Annotated in this window: 17 protein-coding genes and 2 pseudogenes; 6 read left to right on the plus strand and 13 right to left on the minus strand. The window is 72.8% G+C overall.

What is annotated here, in order from left to right:
- Positions 1–62: 62 nt before the first annotated feature.
- The 5 genes from pcaG to OG370_RS04185 are packed head-to-tail and all read right to left on the minus strand — an operon-like array spanning position 63 to position 4,156.
- Positions 63–644: a protocatechuate 3,4-dioxygenase subunit alpha gene (gene pcaG / locus OG370_RS04165; RefSeq protein WP_328460696.1), complete on the minus strand. Its 582-nt coding sequence runs from the start codon at positions 642–644 to the stop codon at positions 63–65.
- Positions 644–1,516 (minus strand): protocatechuate 3,4-dioxygenase subunit beta, encoded by an 873-nt coding sequence (pcaH, locus tag OG370_RS04170; protein WP_328460698.1) that lies wholly within the window; start codon positions 1,514–1,516, stop codon positions 644–646. Before pcaH ends, pcaG begins: the two co-directional genes overlap by 1 nt.
- A gap of 11 nt (positions 1,517–1,527) precedes the next feature.
- Complete coding sequence (locus tag OG370_RS04175; protein WP_328460700.1) at positions 1,528–2,742, minus strand: thiolase family protein; 1,215 nt, start codon at positions 2,740–2,742, stop codon at positions 1,528–1,530.
- Positions 2,739–3,386, minus strand: a complete 648-nt coding sequence (locus OG370_RS04180) for a CoA transferase subunit B (RefSeq protein ID WP_328460702.1) — start codon at positions 3,384–3,386, stop codon at positions 2,739–2,741. The genes OG370_RS04175 and OG370_RS04180 overlap by 4 nt, the downstream gene beginning before the upstream one ends.
- Positions 3,386–4,156, minus strand: coding sequence for a CoA transferase subunit A (locus tag OG370_RS04185; protein WP_328460704.1), 771 nt, complete (start codon positions 4,154–4,156; stop codon positions 3,386–3,388). Before OG370_RS04185 ends, OG370_RS04180 begins: the two co-directional genes overlap by 1 nt.
- A gap of 239 nt (positions 4,157–4,395) precedes the next feature.
- On the opposite strand from OG370_RS04185, the gene OG370_RS04190 reads away from it, so the two are divergent.
- Positions 4,396–6,156, plus strand: coding sequence for an IclR family transcriptional regulator domain-containing protein (locus tag OG370_RS04190; RefSeq protein ID WP_328460710.1), 1,761 nt, complete (start codon positions 4,396–4,398; stop codon positions 6,154–6,156).
- A gap of 85 nt (positions 6,157–6,241) precedes the next feature.
- On the opposite strand, the gene OG370_RS04195 is transcribed toward OG370_RS04190, so the two are convergent.
- From OG370_RS04195 to OG370_RS41415, 3 genes and pseudogenes are all read right to left on the minus strand, one after another.
- A complete protein-coding gene (locus OG370_RS04195; protein WP_328460712.1) occupies positions 6,242–7,051 on the minus strand; it encodes a FadR/GntR family transcriptional regulator in 810 nt (269 codons plus the stop codon).
- A 122-nt stretch (positions 7,052–7,173) separates the two neighbouring features.
- Positions 7,174–7,722, minus strand: a pseudogene (locus OG370_RS04200) (aldehyde dehydrogenase family protein); the annotation flags it as partial.
- A 133-nt stretch (positions 7,723–7,855) separates the two neighbouring features.
- Positions 7,856–8,416, minus strand: a pseudogene (locus tag OG370_RS41415) (MFS transporter); the annotation flags it as partial.
- A 448-nt stretch (positions 8,417–8,864) separates the two neighbouring features.
- On the opposite strand from OG370_RS41415, the gene OG370_RS04210 reads away from it, so the two are divergent.
- Positions 8,865–11,237 (plus strand): right-handed parallel beta-helix repeat-containing protein, encoded by a 2,373-nt coding sequence (locus tag OG370_RS04210; RefSeq protein ID WP_328460716.1) that lies wholly within the window; start codon positions 8,865–8,867, stop codon positions 11,235–11,237.
- Here the strand turns inward: OG370_RS04210 and OG370_RS04215 are convergent.
- Positions 11,234–11,683, minus strand: coding sequence for a hypothetical protein (locus tag OG370_RS04215; protein WP_328460718.1), 450 nt, complete (start codon positions 11,681–11,683; stop codon positions 11,234–11,236). The genes OG370_RS04210 and OG370_RS04215 overlap by 4 nt on opposite strands.
- 142 nt (positions 11,684–11,825) lie before the next feature.
- Here OG370_RS04215 and OG370_RS04220 point away from each other — a divergent pair, with 142 nt between their 5' ends.
- Both OG370_RS04220 and OG370_RS04225 read left to right on the plus strand, forming a co-directional pair.
- Positions 11,826–12,998, plus strand: coding sequence for a UDP-N-acetylglucosamine--N-acetylmuramyl-(pentapeptide) pyrophosphoryl-undecaprenol N-acetylglucosamine transferase (locus OG370_RS04220; protein ID WP_328473770.1), 1,173 nt, complete (start codon positions 11,826–11,828; stop codon positions 12,996–12,998).
- A 340-nt stretch (positions 12,999–13,338) separates the two neighbouring features.
- On the plus strand, positions 13,339–15,372 hold the full coding sequence (locus OG370_RS04225) for an NPCBM/NEW2 domain-containing protein (RefSeq protein ID WP_328460720.1): 2,034 nt from the start codon (positions 13,339–13,341) through the stop codon (positions 15,370–15,372).
- Between the two features lie 73 nt (positions 15,373–15,445).
- Here OG370_RS04225 and OG370_RS04230 read toward each other — a convergent pair whose 3' ends face one another.
- The 4 genes from OG370_RS04230 to OG370_RS04245 form a co-directional block, all read right to left on the minus strand.
- Entirely contained in the window at positions 15,446–16,177 is a 732-nt protein-coding gene (locus OG370_RS04230) for a hypothetical protein (RefSeq protein ID WP_328460722.1), read from the minus strand.
- 87 nt (positions 16,178–16,264) lie between these two features.
- A complete protein-coding gene (locus OG370_RS04235) occupies positions 16,265–18,082 on the minus strand; it encodes an RICIN domain-containing protein (protein WP_328460724.1) in 1,818 nt (605 codons plus the stop codon).
- A 408-nt stretch (positions 18,083–18,490) separates the two neighbouring features.
- Positions 18,491–18,706 carry a hypothetical protein gene (locus OG370_RS04240; protein WP_328460727.1) on the minus strand — a complete coding sequence of 72 codons (216 nt, stop codon included), beginning with the start codon at positions 18,704–18,706 and terminating at the stop codon, positions 18,491–18,493.
- Between the two features lie 18 nt (positions 18,707–18,724).
- A complete protein-coding gene (locus OG370_RS04245) occupies positions 18,725–19,684 on the minus strand; it encodes a Clp protease N-terminal domain-containing protein (RefSeq protein ID WP_328460729.1) in 960 nt (319 codons plus the stop codon).
- A gap of 362 nt (positions 19,685–20,046) precedes the next feature.
- Between OG370_RS04245 and OG370_RS04250 the strand changes: the two genes are divergently transcribed.
- Both OG370_RS04250 and OG370_RS04255 read left to right on the plus strand, forming a co-directional pair.
- Complete coding sequence (locus OG370_RS04250) at positions 20,047–22,401, plus strand: FdhF/YdeP family oxidoreductase (protein WP_328460731.1); 2,355 nt, start codon at positions 20,047–20,049, stop codon at positions 22,399–22,401.
- The gene (locus tag OG370_RS04255; RefSeq protein ID WP_328460733.1) at positions 22,398–22,751 is read left to right on the plus strand and encodes a hypothetical protein; all 354 of its coding nucleotides are present in this window, start codon (positions 22,398–22,400) and stop codon (positions 22,749–22,751) included. Before OG370_RS04250 ends, OG370_RS04255 begins: the two co-directional genes overlap by 4 nt.
- The last annotated feature ends 40 nt before the right edge of the window (positions 22,752–22,791 follow it).

Raw genomic sequence — 22,791 nt, forward strand, 5'->3', positions numbered from 1 at the left:
CGGCGGGTTCGCGCCAAGGCTCGGGTCCAGTGGGATCGGTGGGATCAGTGGGAGGAGTGGGATCAGTCGAAGGCAAGGAAGACCGTCTCCTCGTGCACGCCGTCGGACTGCAGACGGATGTCGAACCGCAGGACGCCCGGCGCCGCGCCCTCGTCGGGGGTGGCCAGCAGCGTGGCGCGGCGGGCCGGGCTCAGCGCGGCGAGCAGCGGGTCGGCCTCCACGTCGGTGCGCCCGGGCAGGTAGACCCGCGTGTGCAGGTGGTGCAGCAGGCCGCGGGCGAAGACGATGAGCGCCAGGTACGGCACCCCGCCCGGCGGCAGCGTACGGATCGCGTAGCGGCCGTCGGCGTCGGTGGTGACCCGGCCGAAGCCGGTGAAGACCACGCCGTCGCGGCCGATCACCCGGCCGTCGACGGGGTCCCGGCGCAGCGAGCCGGGCGCGCCGGTGCGGGAGCCGTCGGGGGCGGGCTGCCAGATCTCCAGGAGGGCGTCGGGCACGGGCTGTCCGGCGCCGTCGTGGACCCGGCCGTGGACGGTGAGGGTGTCGGGGTGGCCGGTGGGCGCGATGTCGCCGCCCTTGGCGAAGGGCAGGGCGTAGCCGTAGAACGGCCCGACGGTCTGCGAGGGGGTGGGGGCGAGGGACATCAGCGGCCCTCCTCGATCCAGGTGGCGGCCGGACCGTCGAGGACGATGTCCCAACGGTAGCCGAGCGACCATTCGGGGGTGGACAGGTCGTGGTCGTAGGCGGCGACCAGCCGGGCCCGCGCGGACTCGTCGGTGACGGACTGCAGGATCGGGTCGTAGTCGAAGAGCGGGTCGCCGGGGAAGTACATCTGGGTGACCAGGCGTTGGGTGAACGCGGTGCCGAACAGCGAGAAGTGGATGTGCGCCGGGCGCCAGGCGCCACGGTGGTTGCGCCAGGGGTAGGCGCCGGGTTTGACGGTGACGAACGTGTAGCCGCCGTCGTCGCCGGTCAGGGTGCGGCCGACGCCGGTGAAGTGGGGGTCGAGCGGGGCGGGGTGGTCGTCGCGCTGGTGGGCGTAGCGGCCGGAGGCGTTGGCCTGCCAGATCTCGACGAGCTGGCCGCGGACCGGGCGTCCTTCGCGGTCGAGGACCCGACCGGTGACCGTGATGCGCTCGCCGAGCGGCTCGCCGTGGTGCTGCCGGGTGAGGTCGTGGTCGAGGGCGGTGAGGTCGGTGGCGCCGAAGACGGGGCCGGTCAGCTCGACGGCCTCGGGGTCGCCGCCCACGGAGACGAGCGGCTGCCGGGGGTGGCGCAGGGCGCTGCTGCGGTAGGGGGCGTAGCCGCGGTCGGGGTGGTGCTCGGCGGGGGCGCCGGCCGCGCGGCGGGTCGCGTACGCCTGCTGCTCGGCGGCTATTTCGGCGCTGATGTCGTGCTGCGTGAGGGGGTTGGGCGGGGTCGGCGGGGTCGGCGGGGCGGACCCGGGGGGAACCGCGCCGGGCGCGGGCGGGGCGGACGGACCGGACGGGGTGAGGGAGGTGGGCGGGGTGGGCATGCGGGACGCTCCTACCTTTCCAGGACGAGGGCGAGGCCCTGGCCGACGCCGATACAGAGGGCGGCCACGCCGGTGCCGGAGCCCGCCGCCTTCAACTGGTGGGCGACGGACCCGGCGAGCCGGGCGCCCGAGGCGCCCAGCGGGTGGCCGATCGCGAGGGCGCCACCGCGCGGGTTGAGGATCGCCGGGTCCAACGCGGGCCATTCGGCGACGCAGCCGAGCACCTGGGCGGCGAAGGCTTCGTTGAGCTCCAGCGTGGTGAGGTCGTCGAAGGTCCGGCCGGCGCGGGCCAGCGCGCGGTTGACCGCTTCGACGGGGGCGAGGCCGAAGTAGTGCGGCGCCACGGCGGAGACGCCGGTGGCGCGGATACGGGCGAGCGGCTCGCGGCCGGTGGCCTTGAGCCCGTCCTCGGCGACGAGGAGCAGGGCGGCGGCGCCGTCGTCGAGCGGGGAGGCGTTGCCGGCGGTGACGGTGCCGTCCTCGGCGCGGAAGGACGGCGTGAGCGCGGCCATCGCCTCCGCCGAGGCGTCCGCCCGCACGGACTCGTCGCGGTCGACGACGACCGGTGCGCCCTTGCGCCGCGGTACGGGCACCGGGACCGTCTCGTCGTCGAACAGGCCCTGCTGCCCGGCCCGGGTGGCCTTGCGGTGGGAGGCGAGGGCGAACGCGTCCTGCTCCTCGCGGCTGATCTCGTGCTTGTCGGCGATCAGTTCGGCGCTCTCGCCGAGCGGCACCGTCCACTGCGGGTCCATCCGCGGGTTGACCATGCGCCAGCCGAGGGTGGTGGAGTACAGCTCGGTGTGGGCCGCGGGGAAGGGCCGGTCGCTCTTCGGCAGGACGTAGGGCGCGCGGCTCATCGACTCCACGCCGCCGGCCACCGCGATGGACAGGGCGCCGAGCGCGACGGCGCGGGCGGCCTGGACGACGGCTTCGAGGCCGGAGGCGCACAGCCGGTTGACGGTGACGCCGGGGACGGTGACCGGGAGCCCGGCCAGCAGCCCGGCCATCCGGCCGACGTTGCGGTTCTCCTCGCCCGCGCCGTTGGCGTTGCCGAGGTAGACGTCGCCGATCAGGGCCGGGTCGAGTGCGGGGGTGCGCGCCAGCAGTTCGCGGATGGCGTGCGCGGCCAGGTCGTCGGGGCGGACCGCCGCCAGCGCGCCGCCGTACCGGCCGACGGGGGTGCGGACGGCGTCCACGACGTAGACGTCACGCGGGAGGGTGCTCATCGGGTGATCCCTTCGGCGATCCGGATCGCGGCGGCCGTCTTCCGCTCGATCTCCTCGACGGTGGCGCCGGGCGCGGTCTCGACCAGCAGCAGGCCGTCGTCGGTGACGTCCAGGACGCCCAGGTCGGTGATGATCCGGTCGACGCAGGCCCGGCCGGTGAGCGGCAGTGCGCAGCGGTCCAGGATCTTGGGGCTGCCGTCCCTGGCGGTGTGGGTCATGGTGACGATGACCCGGCGGGCGCCGTGCACCAGGTCCATGGCGCCGCCGATGCCGGTGACCAGCTTGCCGGGGATGGCCCAGTTGGCGAGGTCGCCGGTCACGGAGACCTGCATGGCACCGAGCACCGCGGCGTCGATGTGGCCGCCGCGGATCATGCCGAAGGACAGCGCCGAGTCGAAGAAGGAGGCGCCGGGCAGCACCGTCACCGTCTCCTTGCCGGCGTTGATCAGGTCGGGGTCCAGCTCGTCCTCGTACGGGAACGGCCCGGTGCCGAGGATGCCGTTCTCCGACTCCAGCACCACGTGGACGCCGTCGGGGAGGTGGTTGGGGATCAGGGTGGGCAGGCCGATGCCGAGGTTGACGTACTCGCCGTCGCGCAGCTCCCGGGCGGCCCGGGCGGCCATCTCGTCTCGCGTCCACGGCATCAGACCCGCACCTGCCCGGGCGTGACGGTGACCTTCTCGATCTTCTTGTCGGCGGCCTGCGCGCGGGTGAGCGCCACCACGCGCTGGACGAAGATGCCGGGCAGATGGACGTGGTCCGGGTCGATCTCGCCGGGTTCGACCAGCTCCTCGACCTCGGCGACGGTGATCCGGCCGGCCATGGCGGCGAGCGGGTTGAAGTTGCGGCTGGACTTGTTGAAGACCAGGTTGCCGTGCCGGTCGCCCTTGGCGGCCCGGACGAGGGCGAAGTCGGTGATGATGGCGCGCTCCAGGACGTAGGCGGTGCCGTCGAACTCGCGCACCTCCTTGGGCGGGGAGGCCAGCGCGACGCCGCCGTGGCCGTCGTAGCGCCAGGGCAGGCCGCCGTCGGCGACCTGGGTGCCGACGCCGGCCGGGGTGAAGAAGGCGGGTATGCCGCAGCCGCCGGCGCGCAGCCGCTCGGCGAGCGTGCCCTGCGGGATCAGCTCCAACTCCAGCTCGCCGCCGAGGTACTGGCGGGCGAACTCCTTGTTGCCGCCGATGTAGCTGGCGGTGACGGCGGTGATCCGGCCGGCGGCGAGCAGTACGGCGAGGCCGGAGTCCATGGCGCCGCAGTTGTTGGACACCACGCTCAGGCCGCCGACGCCCTTGGCGTGCACGGCCGCGATCAGCGTGTTCGGGACGCCGCTGAGACCGAAGCCGCCGACCGCGAGCGACGCTCCGTCCTCGACGTCGGACACGGCCTCGTCGGCCGAGGCGACCACCTTGTCCATCCGCGCGCTCCCCAGTAGCCTGTTCGCCAGGTGAACTTAAGTTCATCCAATTTGACGCCCGAGTGTGATCCGAAGGGTCCGCCCTGTCAACGGCTTGGCGCGGCTTGGTGCGGTCCGGTCCGGCTTGGTGCGGCTTTGTGCGGCCTCGTGCCAGGAGACCCGCGCCGCGAACTCCCCCCGGCACCCGTCCCGCCCGTACCGTCCCGACCCCCGTCCCGACCTCCCCGTGGAGCCTGCAGATGCCCCGTCCCACCGCCACCGCCGAGCCGGCTCCGCCACCCGCGGAGGCCGTCGGCCCGCTGATCCGCGGGCTCGCGGTGCTCCGCGTGCTCGGCGCGGCCGACGGTCGGCGCTCGGTGGGCGACCTGGTCCGGGACACCGGCCTGGCCCGCTCCACCGTCGACCGGGTGGTCAGCACCCTCGCCAGGACCGGATACCTGCGTGTCGAGGGCCGGGACGCGGTCCTCGTCCCGCGCCTGATGGAACTGGGCAACGCCTACCTGTCGGCCTGCGGGCTGCCGGACCGGCTCGGCCCGCTCGCCGACGCCCTCGCCGACCGGCTCGACGAGTCGGTGTCCCTCGCCGTCCCCGACCGGGACGGGGTGCGCTTCGTCGCCCAGGCCACCCGGCGCCGGGCCATGTCGCTGGTCTTCCGGATCGGCGACCTGCTCCCCGCGGAGTGCGGCGCGCCGGGCGCGCTGTTCGCCGCCGAGTGGACCGGCGCGGACTGGGAGCGGTGGCGCCGGGGCCGCGCCGCCGACCCGGCCGGCAGCCGCTTCCCCGCGGTGCCGCCGTACCCCGGCGCCGACGCGGCCGGTTCCTTCGACCGGCGCGCCGCCGACGCTTTCCGGCAGGGCTGGTCGGTGGACGACCAGCTGATCGAGCCCGGCCTGGTCGCGATCGCGATGCCGGTACGGGACGGGAGCGGCCGCGCGGTGTGCGCCGTGAGCGTGGTCAGCCACACCAGCCGGCACAGCGCGCGGTCGCTGGGCGAGGCGGTGCTGCCCCGGTTGCGTACGACGGTCGCCGCGATGGAGGCCGCGCTGTCCGGTACGGCCGAGGCCGGCGAAGGTGCCGAGGCGGGTGGGCCCGCCGAACCGGCCGAACAGGCCGTTCGCGGCGGACCTGCCGCGCCCGCCGCTCCCCCGCCGGACGGCCCGGCCCCCTACAGCCCGGCCCCGGCCGCCTGGACCCGCGCCTCCAAGCAGGAACTGGGCCCGGAGTTCGTGGAGTCCCTGGCGCGCGGGCTCACCGTACTGACCGCCTTCGACCGCGGCCCCCGCGCCGCGCTGCCGCTGACCGCCGTCGCCGAGGCCACCGGCCTGGCCCGGGCCACCGCCCGGCGCTCACTGATCACCCTGGAGCACCTCGGCTACGTCGCCCACGACGGACGGCTCTTCCGGCCGACCCCGCGCGTCCTGGAACTGGGCTTCGCGCACCTGTCCCACCTCGCCCTCCCCCAGATCGCCCAGCCGCACCTGGTCGCGCTCGTCGAGCAGGTCCGCGAGTCCGCGTCGATGGCCGTCCTGTCCGGCGACGACATCCAGTACGTCGCCCGCGTCCCCACGGTGCGGATCATGAGCGTCAACATCACGGTCGGCACCCGCTTCCCCGCGTACGACACCTCGATGGGCCGGGTGCTGCTGTCCGGGCTGCCCGCGGCCGAGCGGGCGCGGCGGCTGGCGGGCGCGGACCTCAAGCCGCTCACCCGGCACACCGTCACCTCGGCGGACCGGCTCGCGACCGTCCTCGACCTGGTCGCACGGGACCGGTACGCGCTCGTGGACGAGGAGTTGGAGGAGGGCCTGCGGTCGATCGCGGTACCCGTGCACGACCGCGCCGGGCGCGTCGTGGCCGCGGTGAACGTCTCCATGCACGCCGCCGGCGGCAGCGCCGAGCAGGCCAGGACCGACCTGCTGCCGCCGCTGCGGCAGGCGGCGGAGCGGATCACGGCAGACCTGCGCGTCGCCGGGCGCTACGGGCGGCTCGCCCGGGAGTGAGGGCTCACGCGCGGGAACGAGGGCTCACGCGCGGGAACGAGGGCTCACGCCCGAGGCAGCGGTCCGCCCCCGATCCGCCCGCGGGTCACCTCTCCTCCGGCTCCCCGCCGAGCGCCGCGCCGCTGGTCAGCAAGGACGCCATCAGCTGGGAGAACCGCGGGTCGGAGGAGGTCATCTCGTCGCCGCGCCGGGACTTCTGGATACGGTCCACCACCCGCTGGTGGTACTCCTCCACCAGCTCCGCCGCGGCGTCCGCGTCGCGCCGCTCCACCGCCTCCACGATGTCCATCCTGGCCCGGTGCAGCGTGCCCGCGATCCGTTCGAGCTTCCCGCCCGACATCTCGACGGCCAGCCCGATCTGCACCTCGGTGATGAAGCGGCACAGCGAGATCAGCAGCGGGTGGTGGGAGAGTTCGGCCAGCGCGTGGAAGTAGTTCTTGAGCTTGGCCGCCGCCTCCTCGACGCTGTCGGCGTCCAGGTCCGCCGCGCGCTCGGCGGCTTCCCGCAGCCGGGCGACCTCCTCGTCGGTGGCGCGCTCGGCCGCGAGCCGGACCGCGTAGGTGTTGAGCACGGCGAGCAGCCCGAAGACGTCGCGGGCGTTCATGTTGCCGAACTGCACGACCGCCGCGATGGACACGGCGATGAGCGTGTCGCTCTGCGCCGTCACGGTGCTGCCGCTGCCGTTCCTGGACGAGACCAGGCCCATCGCCGTGAGCACCCGGATCGCCTCGCGGATGGTCGGGCCGCTGACGCCGTACTGCGCGGCGAGGTCGCGCTCGGACGGGAGTTTCGCGCCGTGCGGCAGCGCCCCGCTGAGGATCTGCCCGCGGAGGTCTTCCAGGATCTGGTCGGCGACCCGCTTCCGGTAGATCTTGCCGGGCTGGTTCATGGTCATCCTTGGCCTCTCCGCGGCGCCAATCATCCTGTGAGCTTGATGTCAAGGCTAACAGGGCACATCGCCCCGCGGGTGGCCCGGCGGTCAAGTCCCGCTCCCGCCGGGCCCTTTCGGCGGCCGGCTCAGAAGGGGTACCGCGCCGCGTCGCCCCGCAGCGTGATCCACCGCGTCTCGGTGAACGCGTCGATGTTGGCCGCGCCCCCGAACCGGGCGCCGGTGCCGGAGCCCGCGACGCCGCCGAAGGGCGCGACCGCCTCGTCGTTGACGGTCTGGTCGTTGATGTGGACCAGGCCGGTGGGGATGCGCTCGGCCAGGGCCAGGCCGCGCATCACGTCGCGGGTGAGGATGCCCAGCGACAACCCGTAGGGGCCGTCCGTCGCCAGGGACACCGCCTCGTCCACGTCCCCGAAGACGCGGATGGGCGCGACCGGGCCGAAGACCTCCTCGGCGTAGGCGGGCGAGGAGTCCGTGACGCCGGTCAGGACCGTCGGGCGGTAGAAGAGGTCCTCGTAGGTGCCGCCGGCCGCCACCGCGGCTCCGCCCTCGACGCTCGCCCGCACCATCCGGTGGATCTTGTCGCGCTGGCCCGCGTCGATCACCGGGCCCAGCGCGACCGGGTCCTTGGCCGGGTCCCCGACCGGCAGTTGCTCGGCCTTCGCCACCAGCCGCTCGGTGCGGCAGCACGATCGCGACGAGCGCCAGGCCCAGCAGCGCCATCCCGCCGAGGTCGACCCGGCCGTGGCCCGCGCCCTTGTGCGGGGTCTGCGGCAGCCGCCGGTAGCCGAGGACGAGGGCGACCAGGCTGATCGGCATGCCCAGCAGGAAGACGTAGCGCCATCCGTCGTGGTGGCCGAAGCCGTCGACGGTCTGCCCCGCGATCAGCGGACCCCACGCGGTGGACATGGCCACGATCGCGGCGTACACGCCGAACGCCTTGCTGCGGCCCTTGCCGCTGAACATCTGCTGCATCAGCCCGATGACCTGCGGGATCACGATGCTGCCGGCCACCCCCATGGCGAAGCGGGAACCGACCAGCCAACTGCCGTTCGGTGCCAGCGCGCAGGACAGCGAGGCCAGCAGGAAGAGCACCATGCCGATGACGAACATCCGCCGCCGGCCGAAGTCGTCGCCCAGCCGCCCGGCGGGCACCAGGGTCACCGCGCCGGCCAGCGAGAATCCGGCGGTCGCCCAGGTCACCTGGGTCGGCGACATGTGCAGGGCGGTCTGCATGGTCGGGAGGATCGCGTTCATCATGCTCGTGTCGAACATGACCATGAACGCGCCGACGAGACCTATCGACAGGACCCGCCACCGTCCGGGGTCGGGTTGCCCTGTCGCGGTCATCGCTGATGCCGTCGTTGCCATCGGCTCTTGTCCTTTCGGTTCGTTCCTTGGCTCGACGCGTACGGCCGCCGGTCGGCATTCGGCTGTCAGCCAGGCGCGGGCACCGCGTTCCGAGGGTTTTCACGCATCGCCGTGAGTGAAGGGAGATGACATGGAGGTGAGTTGACGTGAACTGGCGTGGACGGACGTGAACTGGCGCGCCGCCTGTCCGCGTGCGGCGACGCCCTGACGCTGAACAGTCCTCTGCATCCCGTCGTGGACCCGGCCGAGCGACCCGGGCCATGGCCAAGGAAGCTAGCTTCTAGGTAGGTAGGCGTCAAGGATTCCTGCACGCTTCCGCGCACTTCTCATCTCCGGCACAGATCCCGCCGCGTCACGCCGGGCTGCGGCGCCCTCCCGCGCCTCGTGCCGCGGCCGGGAGGGGTCCCGAAGGGCATCTGCTCTGCTCGGGTCATCCGAGAAGAGCGCCATGCCGGCCACCGTCCACGTCTCGCGCTCCAAGCGCGGCGCCTACCGATCGATCGGCGCCGCGCTCGAAGGGGCCCGCAATCGCCCGCTGTCGGTGCTGATCGAGACCGGGACGTACCAGGAGGCGCTGACCGTCGCCGGGGACGTCGAGTTCGAGGCGGTCGGCGGACCGGTCAGCATCGTGGCGGCGGAGGGCACCACCGCCACCTGCTCCGGCACGGTGGTCTTCCGCGGCCTGTCGCTGACCAACTACGCCGGCACCGTGCTGCACTGCCACGGCGGCAGCCTGACCGTCGAGAACTGCGAACTGCGCGGGCTGGGGAAGACCGGCGCGAGCCTGCGGGCCGAGCACGGCACCGGCGTGACGATGCGCGCGTCGACGGCGCGTTCCGGACCGGTGTACCTCACGGGGGTGTCGGGGGTACTGAAGGACTGCGAGCTGCTGGCCTCCCGGACGAACGGCGTGTGGGTCAAGGAGGGCGGCTCGCTGCGGATCTCCGGCGGGGCGATCACCGACCCCTCGGGCCACGGCGTCCGCGCGGACAGCGCCACCGTGCGGATCAGCGGCTGCACCCTGACCGGCACCGGCAGCGCGGCGGTGGCCGTGTCCGACGACTCCCGGCTCACCATGACCGACACCGTCGTACGCGACGCCCACAAGTCCGGGGTGGACGTGATGCAGCAGTCGCGGGCCGAGATCGGCGGCTGCACGATCGAACGGTGCGAGCGCGGGGTGTGGGCGACCGACGGCAGCACCGTGGAACTCTCCCGCGTGACGGTGGCCGACGCCCGGGTCAGCGCCCTGACCGTGAACACCCGCAGCAGGGTCGAGGCGACGGACTGCGAGAGCCGCGGCGCGGTCCGCTACGGCCTGTACCTCGGCGGTGGAGGCGTCCTGACGGCACGTCACCTGCTGATCCAGGGAGGCGAGATCGGCCTGTGGCTGGAGGAGGGGCGCGGCGAGGTCACCGGCCTGCGGCTGTCCGGCGCCGACGTGGGCGTACGGGTCGGGCAGGCGATGTCCGCGCGGATCACCGACGGCCTGCTGACCGGCTGCGGGCAGGGCGTGGACGCGCCGAAGGGCCGGGCGCTGCTGGAGCTCACCGGCACCACCGTCGAAGGACCGCGCCGCGAGGGCGTCGCGCTGGCGGGCGACGCGCGGCTGACCGCCCGGAACTGCGAGGTCACGGGCGCCGGCGGCACCGGTGTCCTGCTGTCCGGGTCGGCCCGTCTCGACGCGGCGGAACTGACGGTGCGCGACGGCGCCGCGGCGGGCGTGCGGGGCACCGGGACGGCCCGGCTGACGCTGCGCGACAGCGTCCTGACCGGCAACGCGGGCGGGGACCTGGCCGTCGAGGACGACTGCGTGCAGGAGGTCATCGGCTCCACCGCGGGCGGGCGCCCTCTGCTGCCGGGGGCGGCGGGGGCTGTGGGGGCCGCGGGCAGGCCCGCGGCCGCAGCCGGCTCCGGCGACACCGGCGAGCCGGGCGGCCCCGCCCGTACCGCCGGCCCCGGCGACCCCGGCGACCCGATGGCCGAGCTCGCCGAACTCATCGGCCTCGCACCGGTGAAGCGCCAGGTGCGCACCCAGGTGAACATCATCCGGCTGGCCGAGCGGCGGCGCGCCGTCGGCCTGCCGACCCCGCCGCTCAGCCGCCACCTCGTCTTCTCCGGGCCGCCCGGCACCGGCAAGACCACGGTCGCCCGCCTCTACGGCCGCGTCCTCGCCTCGCTCGGCGTGCTCGCCGACGGCGCCGTCCACGAGGTGGTCCGCAGCGACCTCGTCGGCAAGTACCTCGGGCACACCGGGCCGAAGACCCGCGAGGCGTTCCTGGCGGCCCGCGGCCGCGTGCTGTTCATCGACGAGGCGTACGCCCTGGCGCGCACCTTCGGCGCCAACTCCGACTTCGGGCAGGAGGCCATCGACGAGCTGGTCAAGCTGATGGAGGACCACCGAGACGACGTGGTGGTGATCGTCGCCGGCTACACCGCGGAGATGGGGCAGTTCCTGGCCGCCAACCCCGGGCTGAGCTCGCGCTTCTCGCGCACCATCGAGTTCCCGCCCTACTCCCCGGCCGAGCTGCTGCGCATCGTCGAACTCACCGCCTCCCGGGCCCGGTACGTCCTCGACGACGCCGTGCGACGGCACCTGCTCGCGTACTTCGAGCGGCAGGCCGGCGGGGACGCCCCCGGTAACGCCCGCGACGCGCGCAACCTGTTCGAGTCGATGATGGAGAACCAGGCCGAGCGCCTGTCCGCAGTGGGCGCCCCGACCCTCGACGAGCTGACCCACCTGGACCCCGCCGACCTGCCCTGGCCGCCGCCGTCACGGCAACAGGAGCAGGAGGAGCAGCGGGAGAGCGAGCCCGGCTAGTAGGGGCGGCGGTCCTCCGGCTCATCCCTCGGGCCGCCCGCGCCACTCGGGCCACTCGCGCCCGGGCCGCCCGGGACCGCCGGGCCGAGCACGTCGACGACGAGCTTCGTGTGCTGCTGGTCGAGCCCTTCCACCATCACCACCGCGCACGCCTTCACCCGGGCCCGGTAGACGCGCGTGACCGGGAGGTCCGCGCGGGGTTCGAGCGGGTAGTCGTTCGGGGCGAAGCTGTTGCCGCCGTTGTCCCCGCGGTGGACGTGCATGTGGTTCATGTACCGGATGCCGGTCGTGACGTCGAGGATCACCGGGTGCCGGAAGGGCTGGTCCCACGCCGGGTACCACCTGTTGCGCTTCTTCTCCGGCCGCGTGTCGGCGAACTCGGTCACCTCGATCTCGTGTCCGGCCGGTATCGGGGCCGGGTAGTTGAGGATCAGCGTCGCTTCCATGCCGGGCAGCGTAATGCCGCCGGGGGACGGAAGGGGGCCCGCACGCGCGCACGCCGTCCCCGTACCGTGCCGCCCGCCCGTACCGTGGCGCCCGTGGCGTGCCCGCAGTCGATAGTGTGCGCGCGTGAACAATGCCTCTGCCATGCCACCCGTCCCGTCCTCCTTCCGGCTGATCGTCACCGGAGGCGGCACCGGTGGACACACGTATCCCGCGCTCACCGCGATCCGTACCCTCCAGGCCCGGCTGGCGGCCGGCGGCGGATCGCTCGACGTCCTGTGGATCGGCACCGAGGAGGGGCTGGAGGCGCGGGTCGCCCCGGCCGAGGGCATCGCGTTCAACACGGTCGTCACCGGCAAGATCCGCCGCTCCAGCAACCCGCTGAAGATGGCGTCGCCGGCCAACATGCGGGACATGGCCCGGGTGCCGCTCGGTGTCGCGCAGGCCCGGAAGATCGTCTCCGGGTTCCGGCCGGACGTGGTGCTCGCCACCGGCGGCTACGTCGCGGTGCCCGCGGGCCTGGCCACGCGCATGTGCAAGCGCCCGCTGGTGCTGCACGAGCAGACGGTGCGGCTGGGCCTGGCCAACCGCAAACTGGCCGGCTCCGCCGCCCGGATCGCGCTGTCCTCCGACTCCTCGCTCGCCCTGCTGCCCGAGCAGTTGCGCCCCCTCGCGGTGGTGACCGGCAACCCGATCCGCCCCGAGGTGCTCTCCGGCCACCCGGACAAGGCGATCGACGCGCTGAACCTGTACGGCTTCGACCGGCGCCTGCCCACGGTGTACGTCACCGGCGGCGCGCAGGGCTCGCAGCAGATCAACGACGTGGTGCGCGACGCGCTGCCCTGGCTGCTGGAGCGGGCGAACGTCATCCACCAGTGCGGCCCGGCCAACGTGGACGACCTGCGCCGCCATGTGGCCTCGCTGCACCCGCAGTTGACGGCCCGCTACCACCTGACGGGTTTCGTCGGCCCCGAACTCCCCGACGTCCTCGCGCTCGCCGACCTCGTGGTCTCCCGCAGCGGCGCCGGCACCCTCGCGGAGCTGACCGCCCTCGGCAAGCCGGCCGTCTTCATCCCGCTCGCCACCTCCGCGGGCAATGAACAGGCGCACAACGCACGGCACTTGGAGGAGTCCGGCGCCGCCGTCGCGCTCATCGGCGAGGTCACCGCCGACCGCCTGCTGGGCGCGGCCGGCCCGCTGCTGACCGACCCCGCGCGCCGCGCCGCGATGGCCGAACGCGCCCGCGCCCACGGCCGTCCCGACGCGGCGGACCGCCTCGTGGACGTGCTGCTCTCCGTCGCGGCGGCGTCCTCGTGACGGCACGCAGGTAAGGCATATGACCTAAGGCAGACAGCGTAAGGCGTACGACGTACGGGCCCGGGTGCTCCCCGGGCCCTTACGTTTTTCCGGCCCGCGCGCCACCCGCGCCGCGCCGGAGCCGCGTTGATTGCCCGCTGCACGGCTCTTGTCAAAGCCGCGTCACGGCTCCTACGGTGTGGCCGCGAAAGAAAATGCTCGACTCTGTTTCATTACGTTGAATTGTCTGCGCAACAGCCGTCGTCAGCCGGACGATCGGCACAATTGCGCACGCTCAAAGGGCCGACCGGGTCGGTCCTGTTCAGTTCGGTTCATCGACACCGCGAGCAGAGGAACTTCTATGCCAAGATCCGTCCGCAGGCTGATCGCCTGTGCGACCGCCGGCGCGCTGTGGGCAGGCGGCCTCGGTGCCGTGGCCGTGACCGCGGAAGTGGCCGTCGCCGCGGCGCCCGCCTCCGCACTCGACAACGGCCTCGCGCTGACGCCGCCGATGGGCTTCAACGACTGGAACGCCTTCGGCTGCAACGTCAGCGAGCAGCTCATCGAGCAGACCGCCGACTACCTGGTCAGCTCCGGGCTGAAGGACGACGGCTACACCTACGTCAACATCGACGACTGCTGGCAGACGCACACCCGCGACGCCGACGGACGGCTCGTCCCGGACCCGGCGAAGTTCCCCGACGGGATCAAGGGCACCGCCGACTACGTGCACTCCAAGGGCCTCAAGCTCGGCATCTACGAGGACGCCGGCACCGCCACCTGCGCCGGATACCCGGGCAGCCTCGGCCACGAGACCACCGACGCGCAGTCGTTCGCGGACTGGGGCGTGGACTACCTCAAGTACGACAACTGCAACAACCAGAGCGACGGCACCCGCGCCGACTACGTCAAGCGCTACACCGCGATGCGCGACGCGCTCAAGGCGACCGGCCGCCCGATCGTCTACTCGCTGTGCGAGTGGGGCGACCAGAACCCGTGGGAGTGGGCCGGCGACGTCGGCAACTCCTGGCGCACCACGGGCGACATCAACGACTCCTGGTCGAGCATGCTCAACATCGCCAAGGCGAACATGCCGCTGGGCGCCGACTCGGGACCGGGTCACTGGAACGACCCGGACATGCTGGAGGTCGGCAACGGCGGGATGACCGACACGGAGTACCGCAGCCACTTCTCGCTGTGGTCGGTCATGGACTCGCCGCTGCTCATCGGCACCGACCTGCGCAAGGCCACCCCGGAGACGCTGGCGATCCTCGGCAACAAGGACGTCATCGCGCTCAACCAGGACCCGTTGGGCTCGGCGGCCACCGTGGTCTCCTCCAGCGGCGGCGCGTACGTCCTGAGCAAGAAGCTGGCGAACGGCGACCGGGCCGTGGCCCTGTTCAACTCCTCCGACGCCGCCCAGCACATCTCCACCACCGCCAAGGCCGCCGGCCTGCCGCAGCGCGGCAGTTACGCCGTGCGCGACCTGTGGAGCCACACCGACTACGACAGCGCCGGCACCCTGGCCGCGACCGTGCCCGCGCACGGCACCGTGCTGCTGCGGGTGAGCGGCAGCGCCACCGCCGGCGCGGCCGCCCTGCTCGACCCGGCGCTGCTCGACACCGGCGTCTCCCACGCGCCCGACCACATCGAGCCCGGCAAGAGCGCGACGGTCGACAGCTACGCCACCAACCTCGGCGCGCTGCCCGCCACCGGGGTCGGCGTCACCCTCAACGGCCCGGCCGGCTGGACGGTGAAGGCCGCCGGCGCCACCCGCGGCCTGCTGCTGCCCAAGGGCCGTACGTTCAGCACGCCGTGGAAGGTCACCGTGCCGGCCGGGACCAAGCCGGGCTCCTACACCCTGTCCGGCACGGTCAGTTACGACCAGCCGCTCGGCCGCAAGCAGGTCACCGTGCCCCTGGCGGGCAGCGTCACCGTCGAGGTGCCGCCGCCATCCGGCACCAGCTACCTCAGCGACCTGGACTGGGTCACCGCCACCAACGGGTGGGGGCCGGTCGAGAAGGACGAGAGCAACGGTGAGACCGCGGCCGGCGACGGCAACCCGATCACCATCGGCGGCACCGTCTTCGCCAAGGGACTGGGCACCAACGCGCCGAGCACCGTCACCTACTACCTCGGCGGCGGCTGCTCCAAGGTCACCGCGACCGTCGGCGTCGACGACGAGAAGAACGGCAAGGGCACCGTCGAGTTCGAGGTGAACGCCGACGGCAAGCAGGTCGCCGACAGCGGAGTGCTGAAGAACTCCGACGGACCCAAGCCGCTCAGCGCCGACGTCACCGGCGCCCAGCAGGTCCAGCTGATCGTCACCGACGGCGGCGACGGCAACGACAGCGACCACGCGGACTGGGCCGACGCCCAGGTCACCTGCTCCTGACCGGCCCTCAGCACGCCTGTGGCGGCGACGCGTTCACGCGTCGCCGCCACAGGGCTTTTCCGGAACCGCTCGGCTACGAGACGAAGCCGCGGGTGATGTGCGTGCCGGAGCCGTCGTCGGCGGCCTGGTAGCCGGACTCCCCGACGCAGTCGCTGTACTCGTAGTCGGCCCTGGACGTGCCGCCCAGACCGCCCGCGTCGGTGGTGGTCGGACCACCGAACACGGCGTCGGTCCTGGGCATCTGCGCGCAGCTGGGAATGCCGGCGTAGTACTCGACGAACCCGCCCTGGGAGCCCTGCAGGTTCCCGCTGCCGGCCGGCAGGGTGTACGAGCCGATGTGCGTGGACACGCCGGTGACCGTGTCGGTGGCGGTCCCGGTCCAGGTGTCGGAGCCGGACTTGACCACCTTGAGCGCGTACTCGTGGCCGTACACCCCGTCGAACTCGACGGCGCAGCTGACACCCGCGCCGCCGTCGGCTCCGTCGCTGCAGTTCGGGTCCGACGTGGTGGTGCCGGCGTTGAAGCTGGAGAAGACGCCGTGCAGCCGCTCGTGGCCGCCGCTGTCGGCACGCGGCTGCAGGCCGGTGTAGCCGACGTCGGGGGCGTTGGTGAAGCCGAACTGCTGCGCGAAGTAGGTGCCTGACTGGTGGGCGGTCGCGGGGTTGACCGTGAACGGGAAGGTGATGTTGGTCAGCCCGGACGCGGGGGTGCCCGGGATCGACCAGCTCACCGCCACGTTGCCGCCGCCGACCGAGGCCGACGCCATCTGCGGTACCGCCATCACCATCGCTGCCGCGGCGCCCACTAAGGCGCACCGGCGAAGAGTCGTCGCTGTCGATGCCATGTCTGTTCCCCTTGTCTGGGTGGGGGGTGGGGTGGGTGTGCTGATGTGCTACCGGCGGGCCGCGGTCAGCGTGAGGGTCTGCTCCGCGGCACTCCGGTTGCCGCCGACGGCGCTACCGGTGTGGTCGGTCCAACTGCGGGCCGGGGTGGTCTCGGTGCCGCGCCGGGGGTCGGCGGACAGTCCGAGTACCAGGCCGCTGTACCGGTTGACCAGCCGGAAGGTGCCGGTCTTCGCCCCGTGGGCGGACGTGCCGGGGATGACGAACCACTGCTGCCCGACGGTGGGTCCGCCGGCGCCGAGCGGGGTGACGGTCGGCTTGGTCCCCCAGGCGCGGGTGGCCGTGGAGGTGGTGGAGACGCCGAGCGCCTGGCCGGTGGCGGCGTTGGTGATCCGGTAGGAGCCGTCGCCGTTCGCGGTGAACTTCCATGCCTGCGCGGCCGATCGGGCCGCGGCGGGCCGAGCGGTGGCGGCGTGCGCGCCGCGGGACTGGGTGAGCACCCGTCCGGCGCCGCTCGCGATCGTGTAGGCCCGGTTCGAGACGACCGGGGCCGCGGCGGACTTGGCCGCGTCGATCGTCACATCGGCGTACTGCCCGTCGGAGCCGTCCGCGCAGGCGATGGAGCAGTACGCGCGGAAGGTCTTGCCGACGATGGTGGAGCTGGTCTTGTTGGCGCTGTCCAGCATCCAGCGGTACCACGACGCGGTGGTGTACCCGCCGGTGTCGCCGAGCAGGGTCCACTTCTGCGTGGCCAGGTCGGCGGTGGCGTAGAACTGCTGGGGCGCGTTCCCGCTCTGGTCGACCGCCTGCGGCTCGCCGATGTAGAGGCCGAGGTAGGCGTCGTAGGAGACGTCCATCACGAACAGCGGTGAGGTGGGCGGCGCGGTGCCGGCCGCGACCTGCTGCTCGACGGTGCCGGGGGTGGCCGGGTCGTACTCCGCCGACGGGGCCGTGTAGCCGGTGTCACCGGGCGAGCTGACCGGCACGATGTTGCTCTCCTTGCCGCCCGTGCCGGGCTGCGACCAGGAGCCGTCGTACCACTTCTGCCAGGAGTCGGGCGCCATCTTCGCCGAGATCGGGGCGCGGGCCACGTGCTCGTAGAACGCCTTCCAGCCGCCGTTCTTGTCCACCGCGCGGGAGCCGTAGTAGACGTAGAAGTACCCCGAGGCGGTGTCGACGAACAGCCGCTGGTCACCGTCGCCGTAGTAGTAGCTCTGCTGCGGGAACGCCGTGGTGTCGCCGCGGGTGGTGCTGTACGGCGAGGTCAGCGCGTGGCCCTTGATGGTCCACGTCCTGCCCTGGTCGGTGGACTCCGCGTAGTCGATCGCGTCGTAGTGGATGCCGTCGCCGAAGGGCTGCGGGGTGAACTCGTTGTGCACCAGCCCGTACCAGTTGCCGGTGTCCGGGTCGACCCATGTGCCCACCAGGTCGCAGAAGTTGCGCTGGGTGTAGCCGGAGCCGGCCGGGGCGTTGGTGGCCGTCTTGCCGGTGGGGCTGTTGTCGCAGCGCCAGGTGGTGTCGTTGTTGCGGTCCTGCGGGTTGGCCGGGTTCACCGCGTCGCTGATCGCGCTGGAGCGGGTCGCGGTCTCCAGATCGGTGCCGGTGAAGAAGTCCCAGTACCGCGGCCCGGTCGGGCCGTACTCGCCGTCGGACTGCTGGAAGTAGTAGGTGCCGTCCTTGTCGATGTACGAACTGGCCGGGGTGTCGGTGGGGTAGGCGAAGGTGCCCTTCGACCCGACGGAGACCGTGTAGCCGGTGGTGGCCGCCGGAGCCGCCGTCGCCGTCGAGGCGGCTGACGCGCCGGCGCCGACCACGGCCATGGCCGCGGCCAGCAGCGCCACGGCCAGTCTTTTTCGGGGGTGTGCCATGCCAGTCCTTCGTCTCGGGGGGTGGGCCGTCGGGCGGGCCTGGACGGCCGCGCGCGGACGGCGGGCGTGCGCGAAGTTGCCCGGAACCCTAGTCCGTTGGCATCGATAACACTAGAGCTGCCGCCCCACGAGTACACAGAAGTTACGGCCCCGCGGCCTGCGCTCCCCCGCGATCGGCTTGCCGCTCAAGGGACTTGACGACGTTCCCCCACGTTCGCCGCCGGTCGGCGGGCGCGCGCGATGGCGCGGCCCCGGCGCCCGCGCCCGGCCGACGACCGCGCCCGGCAACGTGATTGGCATCGATAACACCCGAGCGTGCGACCACGGGCACGGCCGGTGGCCCGGCGCGCTGGTGTGCGCGCCGGGCCACCGAGGCCGCCGGGGCGGCCGGTACTCCACTCGATCCGGTCAGCCGGAACCGGGCTCCCCAGGCTCCTCGGACTCCTCGGGTTCCTCCGGCCGCGTGCGTGCGGCGCCGGGGTCCGCGGGCAGACCCACCTCCCGCCGGTCCTCCTCGGTCTGCTCCTGGAGTTCCGCCTCGTCGGGCCGTTCGGGCATGCCGCGCCCGTGGCCGGTCTCCGGGTTCCCCTCGACGGCCTTGTTCGACTTGTGGTGATGCGCCATGGTGGCCTCGCCCCGCTCTCAGGATGCGTTGTCGTCCGCGGTGCCGTCGCCGGCGTCGGCCGGCTTCGGGCGGACCGTGCAGTGCAGTGAGTTGTCCTCGACGTCGGCGACGATGGTGTCGCCCGGGTCCGCCTCGCCGCCGAGCAGCAGGGACGCGATCCGGTTGTCGAGTTCCGCCTGGATCGTGCGCCGCAGCGGGCGGGCGCCGAACTCCGACTGGTGCCCGTGCGCGACCAGGGCGGTCGTGCCGACGTCGGGCTCGCTGATCAGGACGGGGTTGTTCTTGGAGCGCCGGGAGAGGATCTCCACGGTCTGCTCGATCTCCTCGGCCCGGCCCACCACCGGGTCGAGCTTGCCCGCCTTGGCCTCATGGGTCAGGTCCCGCCCGTACTCGTCGAGCGTCGTGGCCGGCTTCCCGCCGCCGGCGGGCGGCTGCGCGCTGCCCGCCGCCCGGTCCGAGGCGGTGCGCAGCCGGTCCACGTCGAACGCGAGCGAGCGCAGCAGCCGCACCGCGTCGGAGTCGGCGTCGTCCAGCAGCGCGCCGAGGATGTGCTCGGGGCCGATGCAGGACACCCCGGCCGCCTGCGCGTGCGCGTAGGCGGCGCTGAGGATGCGCTTGGCAGCCGGGGTGAGTCCGGGTTCGGCGGCCGGCTCGCCGGTGCCGCGGGGCAGCGCCTCGGCGATCTTGCGGGCGAGCGTGTCGGGGTCCGTCCCCGCCTGGGCGACCAGGCTCCGCGCCGGATCGACCTTGGTGGCCGCCCGCAGCAGGTGCTCGGTGTCGAGGTCCGCGGCGTCGTCCTCCTCGGCCCTGCGCGCGGCCGAGTTGATCAGTTCGCGGGCGGACTCGCTCGGCAGCCTCCCGATCGGGACCCGCTGCACCGCCGGCGGCGACGAGCCGGGCGACATCCCGAAGAAGCGGTTCAGCAGATCGCTGAAGGGATCGGACGAGCCGAATCCCGGACCGAACGACATCGACATGGCTACTCCTCCAATGGAGGGACACTCCTCACTGAAACGCGATACCCGGCCGCCCGCAAGCCGGGCGGAACACGGGAGCCACCCCCCTGCCGTACGGCGTAGGGAAAATGCCTGACGCCGAGGGGAATTGCGCCGTGCCCACTCCATTCGGCGTAAGTAAGGAATCCGGGTACACCCGATCGGCGCCGCCCGCAAACGCGGGACGCGGATACGCTCCGCACTCGCGTGGCGGGTCACCTGGCGTGGACGGCCGGCCGCGCATAACTTCGTGCAATGCGCCGGGAACCGGCCGCGCCCGGCACGACTCCGTGCCGCGCCCGGCGAGGATCTGCGACGCCCGCGACGGCGGAAGGATGCCAGCCATGAGCCCCGTGAGCCCCTCCAACGACGCCGGCGCGGGCGGCGAGGACCCACAGCCGGAACCCCGGGTGGGGGCCGCGCCCAAGGACCCGCCGACGTTCCGCCCCTACCACCACCCGGCCGCCGGCTGGGGCGCGGCCCGCAGCGTCAGCCGCGTCCTGATGCGCGATCGGGAACTGGTGGACGGCCCGCGCGCGATCATGCGGATGAACCACGAGAACGGCGGCTTCGACTGTCCCGGCTGTGCCTGGCCCGACGACGTCAAGGGCCTGCACCTGGACATCTGCGAGAACGGCATCAAGCACGTCACCTGGGAGATGACCCGCAAGCGGGTGGGCCGCGAGTTCTTCGCCGCGCACTCGGTGACGGAGCTGTCGCGGTGGAGCGACTTCGCGCTGGAGGACCAGGGCCGGCTGACCGAGCCGATGGTCTACGACCCCGCGTCGGACCACTACGTCCCGATCCACTGGAAGGACGCCTTCGAGCTGTTCGGCCGCACCGTGCGGGAGTTGGACGACCCGAACCAGGCCGCGTACTACACCTCGGGCCGGCTCGGCAACGAAGCCACCTTCCTCTACCAGTTGATGGCCCGCGAGCTGGGCACCAACAACCTGCCGGACTGCTCCAACATGTGCCACGAGGCCAGCGGCCGCGCGCTGCAGGCCGCGCTGGGCACCAGCAAGGGAACCGCGGACCTGAAGGACTGGGAGGCCGCGGACGCGCTGTTCATCATGGGCGTCAACGCCGCCTCCAACGCGCCCCGGATGCTCACCGCCCTCGCCGACGCCTACCGCCGCGGCGCGCAGGTCGTGCACATCAACCCCCTGGTGGAGGGGGCCGCCACTCGCACCATCGTGCCGCACGAGTTCACGGACATGGCCCTGATGAAGTCCACCCGGACCAGCACCCTGAACCTCCAGCCGCGCATCGGCGGCGACATGGCGCTGCTGCGCGGCATGGCCAAGGCGGTGTTCGCCCAGTCCGGGTCCGATCCCAAGGCGCTGGACTCGGAGTTCATCGACCGCCACACCACCGGCTTCGAGGAGTACCGGGCGCTGTGCGAGGCGACCCCCTGGGACCAGATCGAGGAGCAGTGCGGCCTGTCGCGCGCCGACATCCTCAAGGCGGCCCAGGTCTACCGCGACGCCGACCGCAGCATCTTCAGCTGGTGCCTCGGCGTCACCCAGCACGAACACGGCGTAGACACCGTCCGGGAGATCGTCAACCTCCTCCTGCTGCGCGGGAACCTGGGGCGGGAGGGCGCCGGGCCCTCGCCGGTGCGCGGGCACAGCAACGTGCAGGGCAACCGGACCTGCGGCATCGACCACCGCCCCACCGACGAGTTCCTGGACCGCCTCGCCGCGGCCTGCGGCATCCAGCCGCCCCGCGCACACGGCCTGGACACCGTCCGCACCATCGAGGCGATGCACCGCGGCGACGTCAAGGTCTTCGTCGGCATGGGCGGCAACTTCGCCCTGGCCGCGCCCGACACCCCGTACACCTTCGCGGGGTTGCGCGGCTGCGACCTCACCGTCCAGGTCAGCACCAAGCTGAACCGCAGCCACCTGGTGCACGGCCGCCAGGCACTGATCCTGCCGTGCCTGGGCCGTACCGAGAAGGACCACCAGGCCGGCGGCGTGCAGAGCACGTCGGTCGAGGACTCGATGAGCATGGTGCACCTGTCGGTCGGCATGAAGCGCCCCGCGTCGCCGCACCTGCTCTCCGAGTCCGCCATCGTCGCCGGCCTGGCCCGCGCCGCTCTGCCGGACAGCGCCACCGCGTGGGAGTGGTACGTCGAGGACTACGACCGGGTGCGCGACACCATGGCCCAAGTCCTCGACGGCTTCGAGGACTTCAACCGCCGGGTGCGGCTGCCGCTGGGCTTCCGGATCAAGCAGCCCGCCCGGGAGCTGGTCTTCCTCACCGAGTCGGGGCGCGCGGAGTTCTCGGCCGCACCGCTGCCCGACGTCCGGCCCGCGCCCGGCACCCTGGCGCTGGGCACCCTGCGCTCCCACGACCAGTGGAACACCACGATCTACTCCGACGACGACCGCTACCGGGGTATCAGGAACCTGCGCACGCTGGTCTTCATGAACCGGGACGACATGCGCGAGCGCGGCCTCGCCGAGTTCGACCCGGTCGACATCGTCAGCACCGCCAAGGACGGCTCCACCCGCCGTCTCGACGGCTACCTGGCCATCCCGTACGACATCCCGCGCGGCTGCGCGGCGGGCTACATGCCCGAGATGAACGTGCTGTGCGCGATCGGTGACCACAGCACCCAGAGCGACCAGCCGATCATGAAGCACCTCAAGGTCACCATCGACCGCCACGCGCGAACGGAGCCCGTACGATGACCGATCCGGTCTGGAAGAACGACCCGGAGGAGCACGACTTCCCGGCGGCCGTCGACTTCCTCGAACTGCTCGTCACGCCCGCGCAGGCCCAGGAGGCCGTGCGGCGGCTCCAAGCGGCCACCACCACCTCCAAGAAGGCGAAGGACATCCTGCGCGCCTCGGGCCTGGAGCTGCTGCCGGCGGTGAACCCGCATGTCGCGCACGACATGAAGAAGGCGGTCACCGGCGAGAAGCTGTCACCGGTACTGCTGATCCGCGGGCAGCCGCTGGTGATCGCCGACGGCTACCATCGGGTCTGCGCCATCCACTACCTCTCGGAGGACCTGGAAGTCCCCTGCCGCCTGGTCTGAGCGCCCGGACAACGGGACTTCGCGGGTGCGGATGCCCGGC

The organism is Streptomyces sp. NBC_00448 (genome assembly GCF_036014115.1).
Lineage (GTDB): Bacteria > Actinomycetota > Actinomycetes > Streptomycetales > Streptomycetaceae > Actinacidiphila.

What these genes read in the sequence shown, in the direction of transcription:
- pcaG (WP_328460696.1), bottom strand. Translation starts at nt 644, where the DNA reads ATGTCCCTCGCCCCCACCCCCTCGCAGACCGTCGGGCCGTTCTACGGC.
- pcaH (WP_328460698.1), bottom strand. Translation starts at nt 1,516, where the DNA reads ATGCCCACCCCGCCCACCTCCCTCACCCCGTCCGGTCCGTCCGCCCCG.
- OG370_RS04175 (WP_328460700.1), bottom strand. Translation starts at nt 2,742, where the DNA reads ATGAGCACCCTCCCGCGTGACGTCTACGTCGTGGACGCCGTCCGCACC.
- OG370_RS04180 (WP_328460702.1), bottom strand. Translation starts at nt 3,386, where the DNA reads ATGCCGTGGACGCGAGACGAGATGGCCGCCCGGGCCGCCCGGGAGCTG.
- OG370_RS04185 (WP_328460704.1), bottom strand. Translation starts at nt 4,156, where the DNA reads ATGGACAAGGTGGTCGCCTCGGCCGACGAGGCCGTGTCCGACGTCGAG.
- OG370_RS04190 (WP_328460710.1), top strand. Translation starts at nt 4,396, where the DNA reads ATGCCCCGTCCCACCGCCACCGCCGAGCCGGCTCCGCCACCCGCGGAG.
- OG370_RS04195 (WP_328460712.1), bottom strand. Translation starts at nt 7,051, where the DNA reads ATGACCATGAACCAGCCCGGCAAGATCTACCGGAAGCGGGTCGCCGAC.
- OG370_RS04210 (WP_328460716.1), top strand. Translation starts at nt 8,865, where the DNA reads ATGCCGGCCACCGTCCACGTCTCGCGCTCCAAGCGCGGCGCCTACCGA.
- OG370_RS04215 (WP_328460718.1), bottom strand. Translation starts at nt 11,683, where the DNA reads ATGGAAGCGACGCTGATCCTCAACTACCCGGCCCCGATACCGGCCGGA.
- OG370_RS04220 (WP_328473770.1), top strand. Translation starts at nt 11,826, where the DNA reads ATGCCACCCGTCCCGTCCTCCTTCCGGCTGATCGTCACCGGAGGCGGC.
- OG370_RS04225 (WP_328460720.1), top strand. Translation starts at nt 13,339, where the DNA reads ATGCCAAGATCCGTCCGCAGGCTGATCGCCTGTGCGACCGCCGGCGCG.
- OG370_RS04235 (WP_328460724.1), bottom strand. Translation starts at nt 18,082, where the DNA reads ATGGCACACCCCCGAAAAAGACTGGCCGTGGCGCTGCTGGCCGCGGCC.
- OG370_RS04240 (WP_328460727.1), bottom strand. Translation starts at nt 18,706, where the DNA reads ATGGCGCATCACCACAAGTCGAACAAGGCCGTCGAGGGGAACCCGGAG.
- OG370_RS04245 (WP_328460729.1), bottom strand. Translation starts at nt 19,684, where the DNA reads ATGTCGATGTCGTTCGGTCCGGGATTCGGCTCGTCCGATCCCTTCAGC.
- OG370_RS04250 (WP_328460731.1), top strand. Translation starts at nt 20,047, where the DNA reads ATGAGCCCCGTGAGCCCCTCCAACGACGCCGGCGCGGGCGGCGAGGAC.
- OG370_RS04255 (WP_328460733.1), top strand. Translation starts at nt 22,398, where the DNA reads ATGACCGATCCGGTCTGGAAGAACGACCCGGAGGAGCACGACTTCCCG.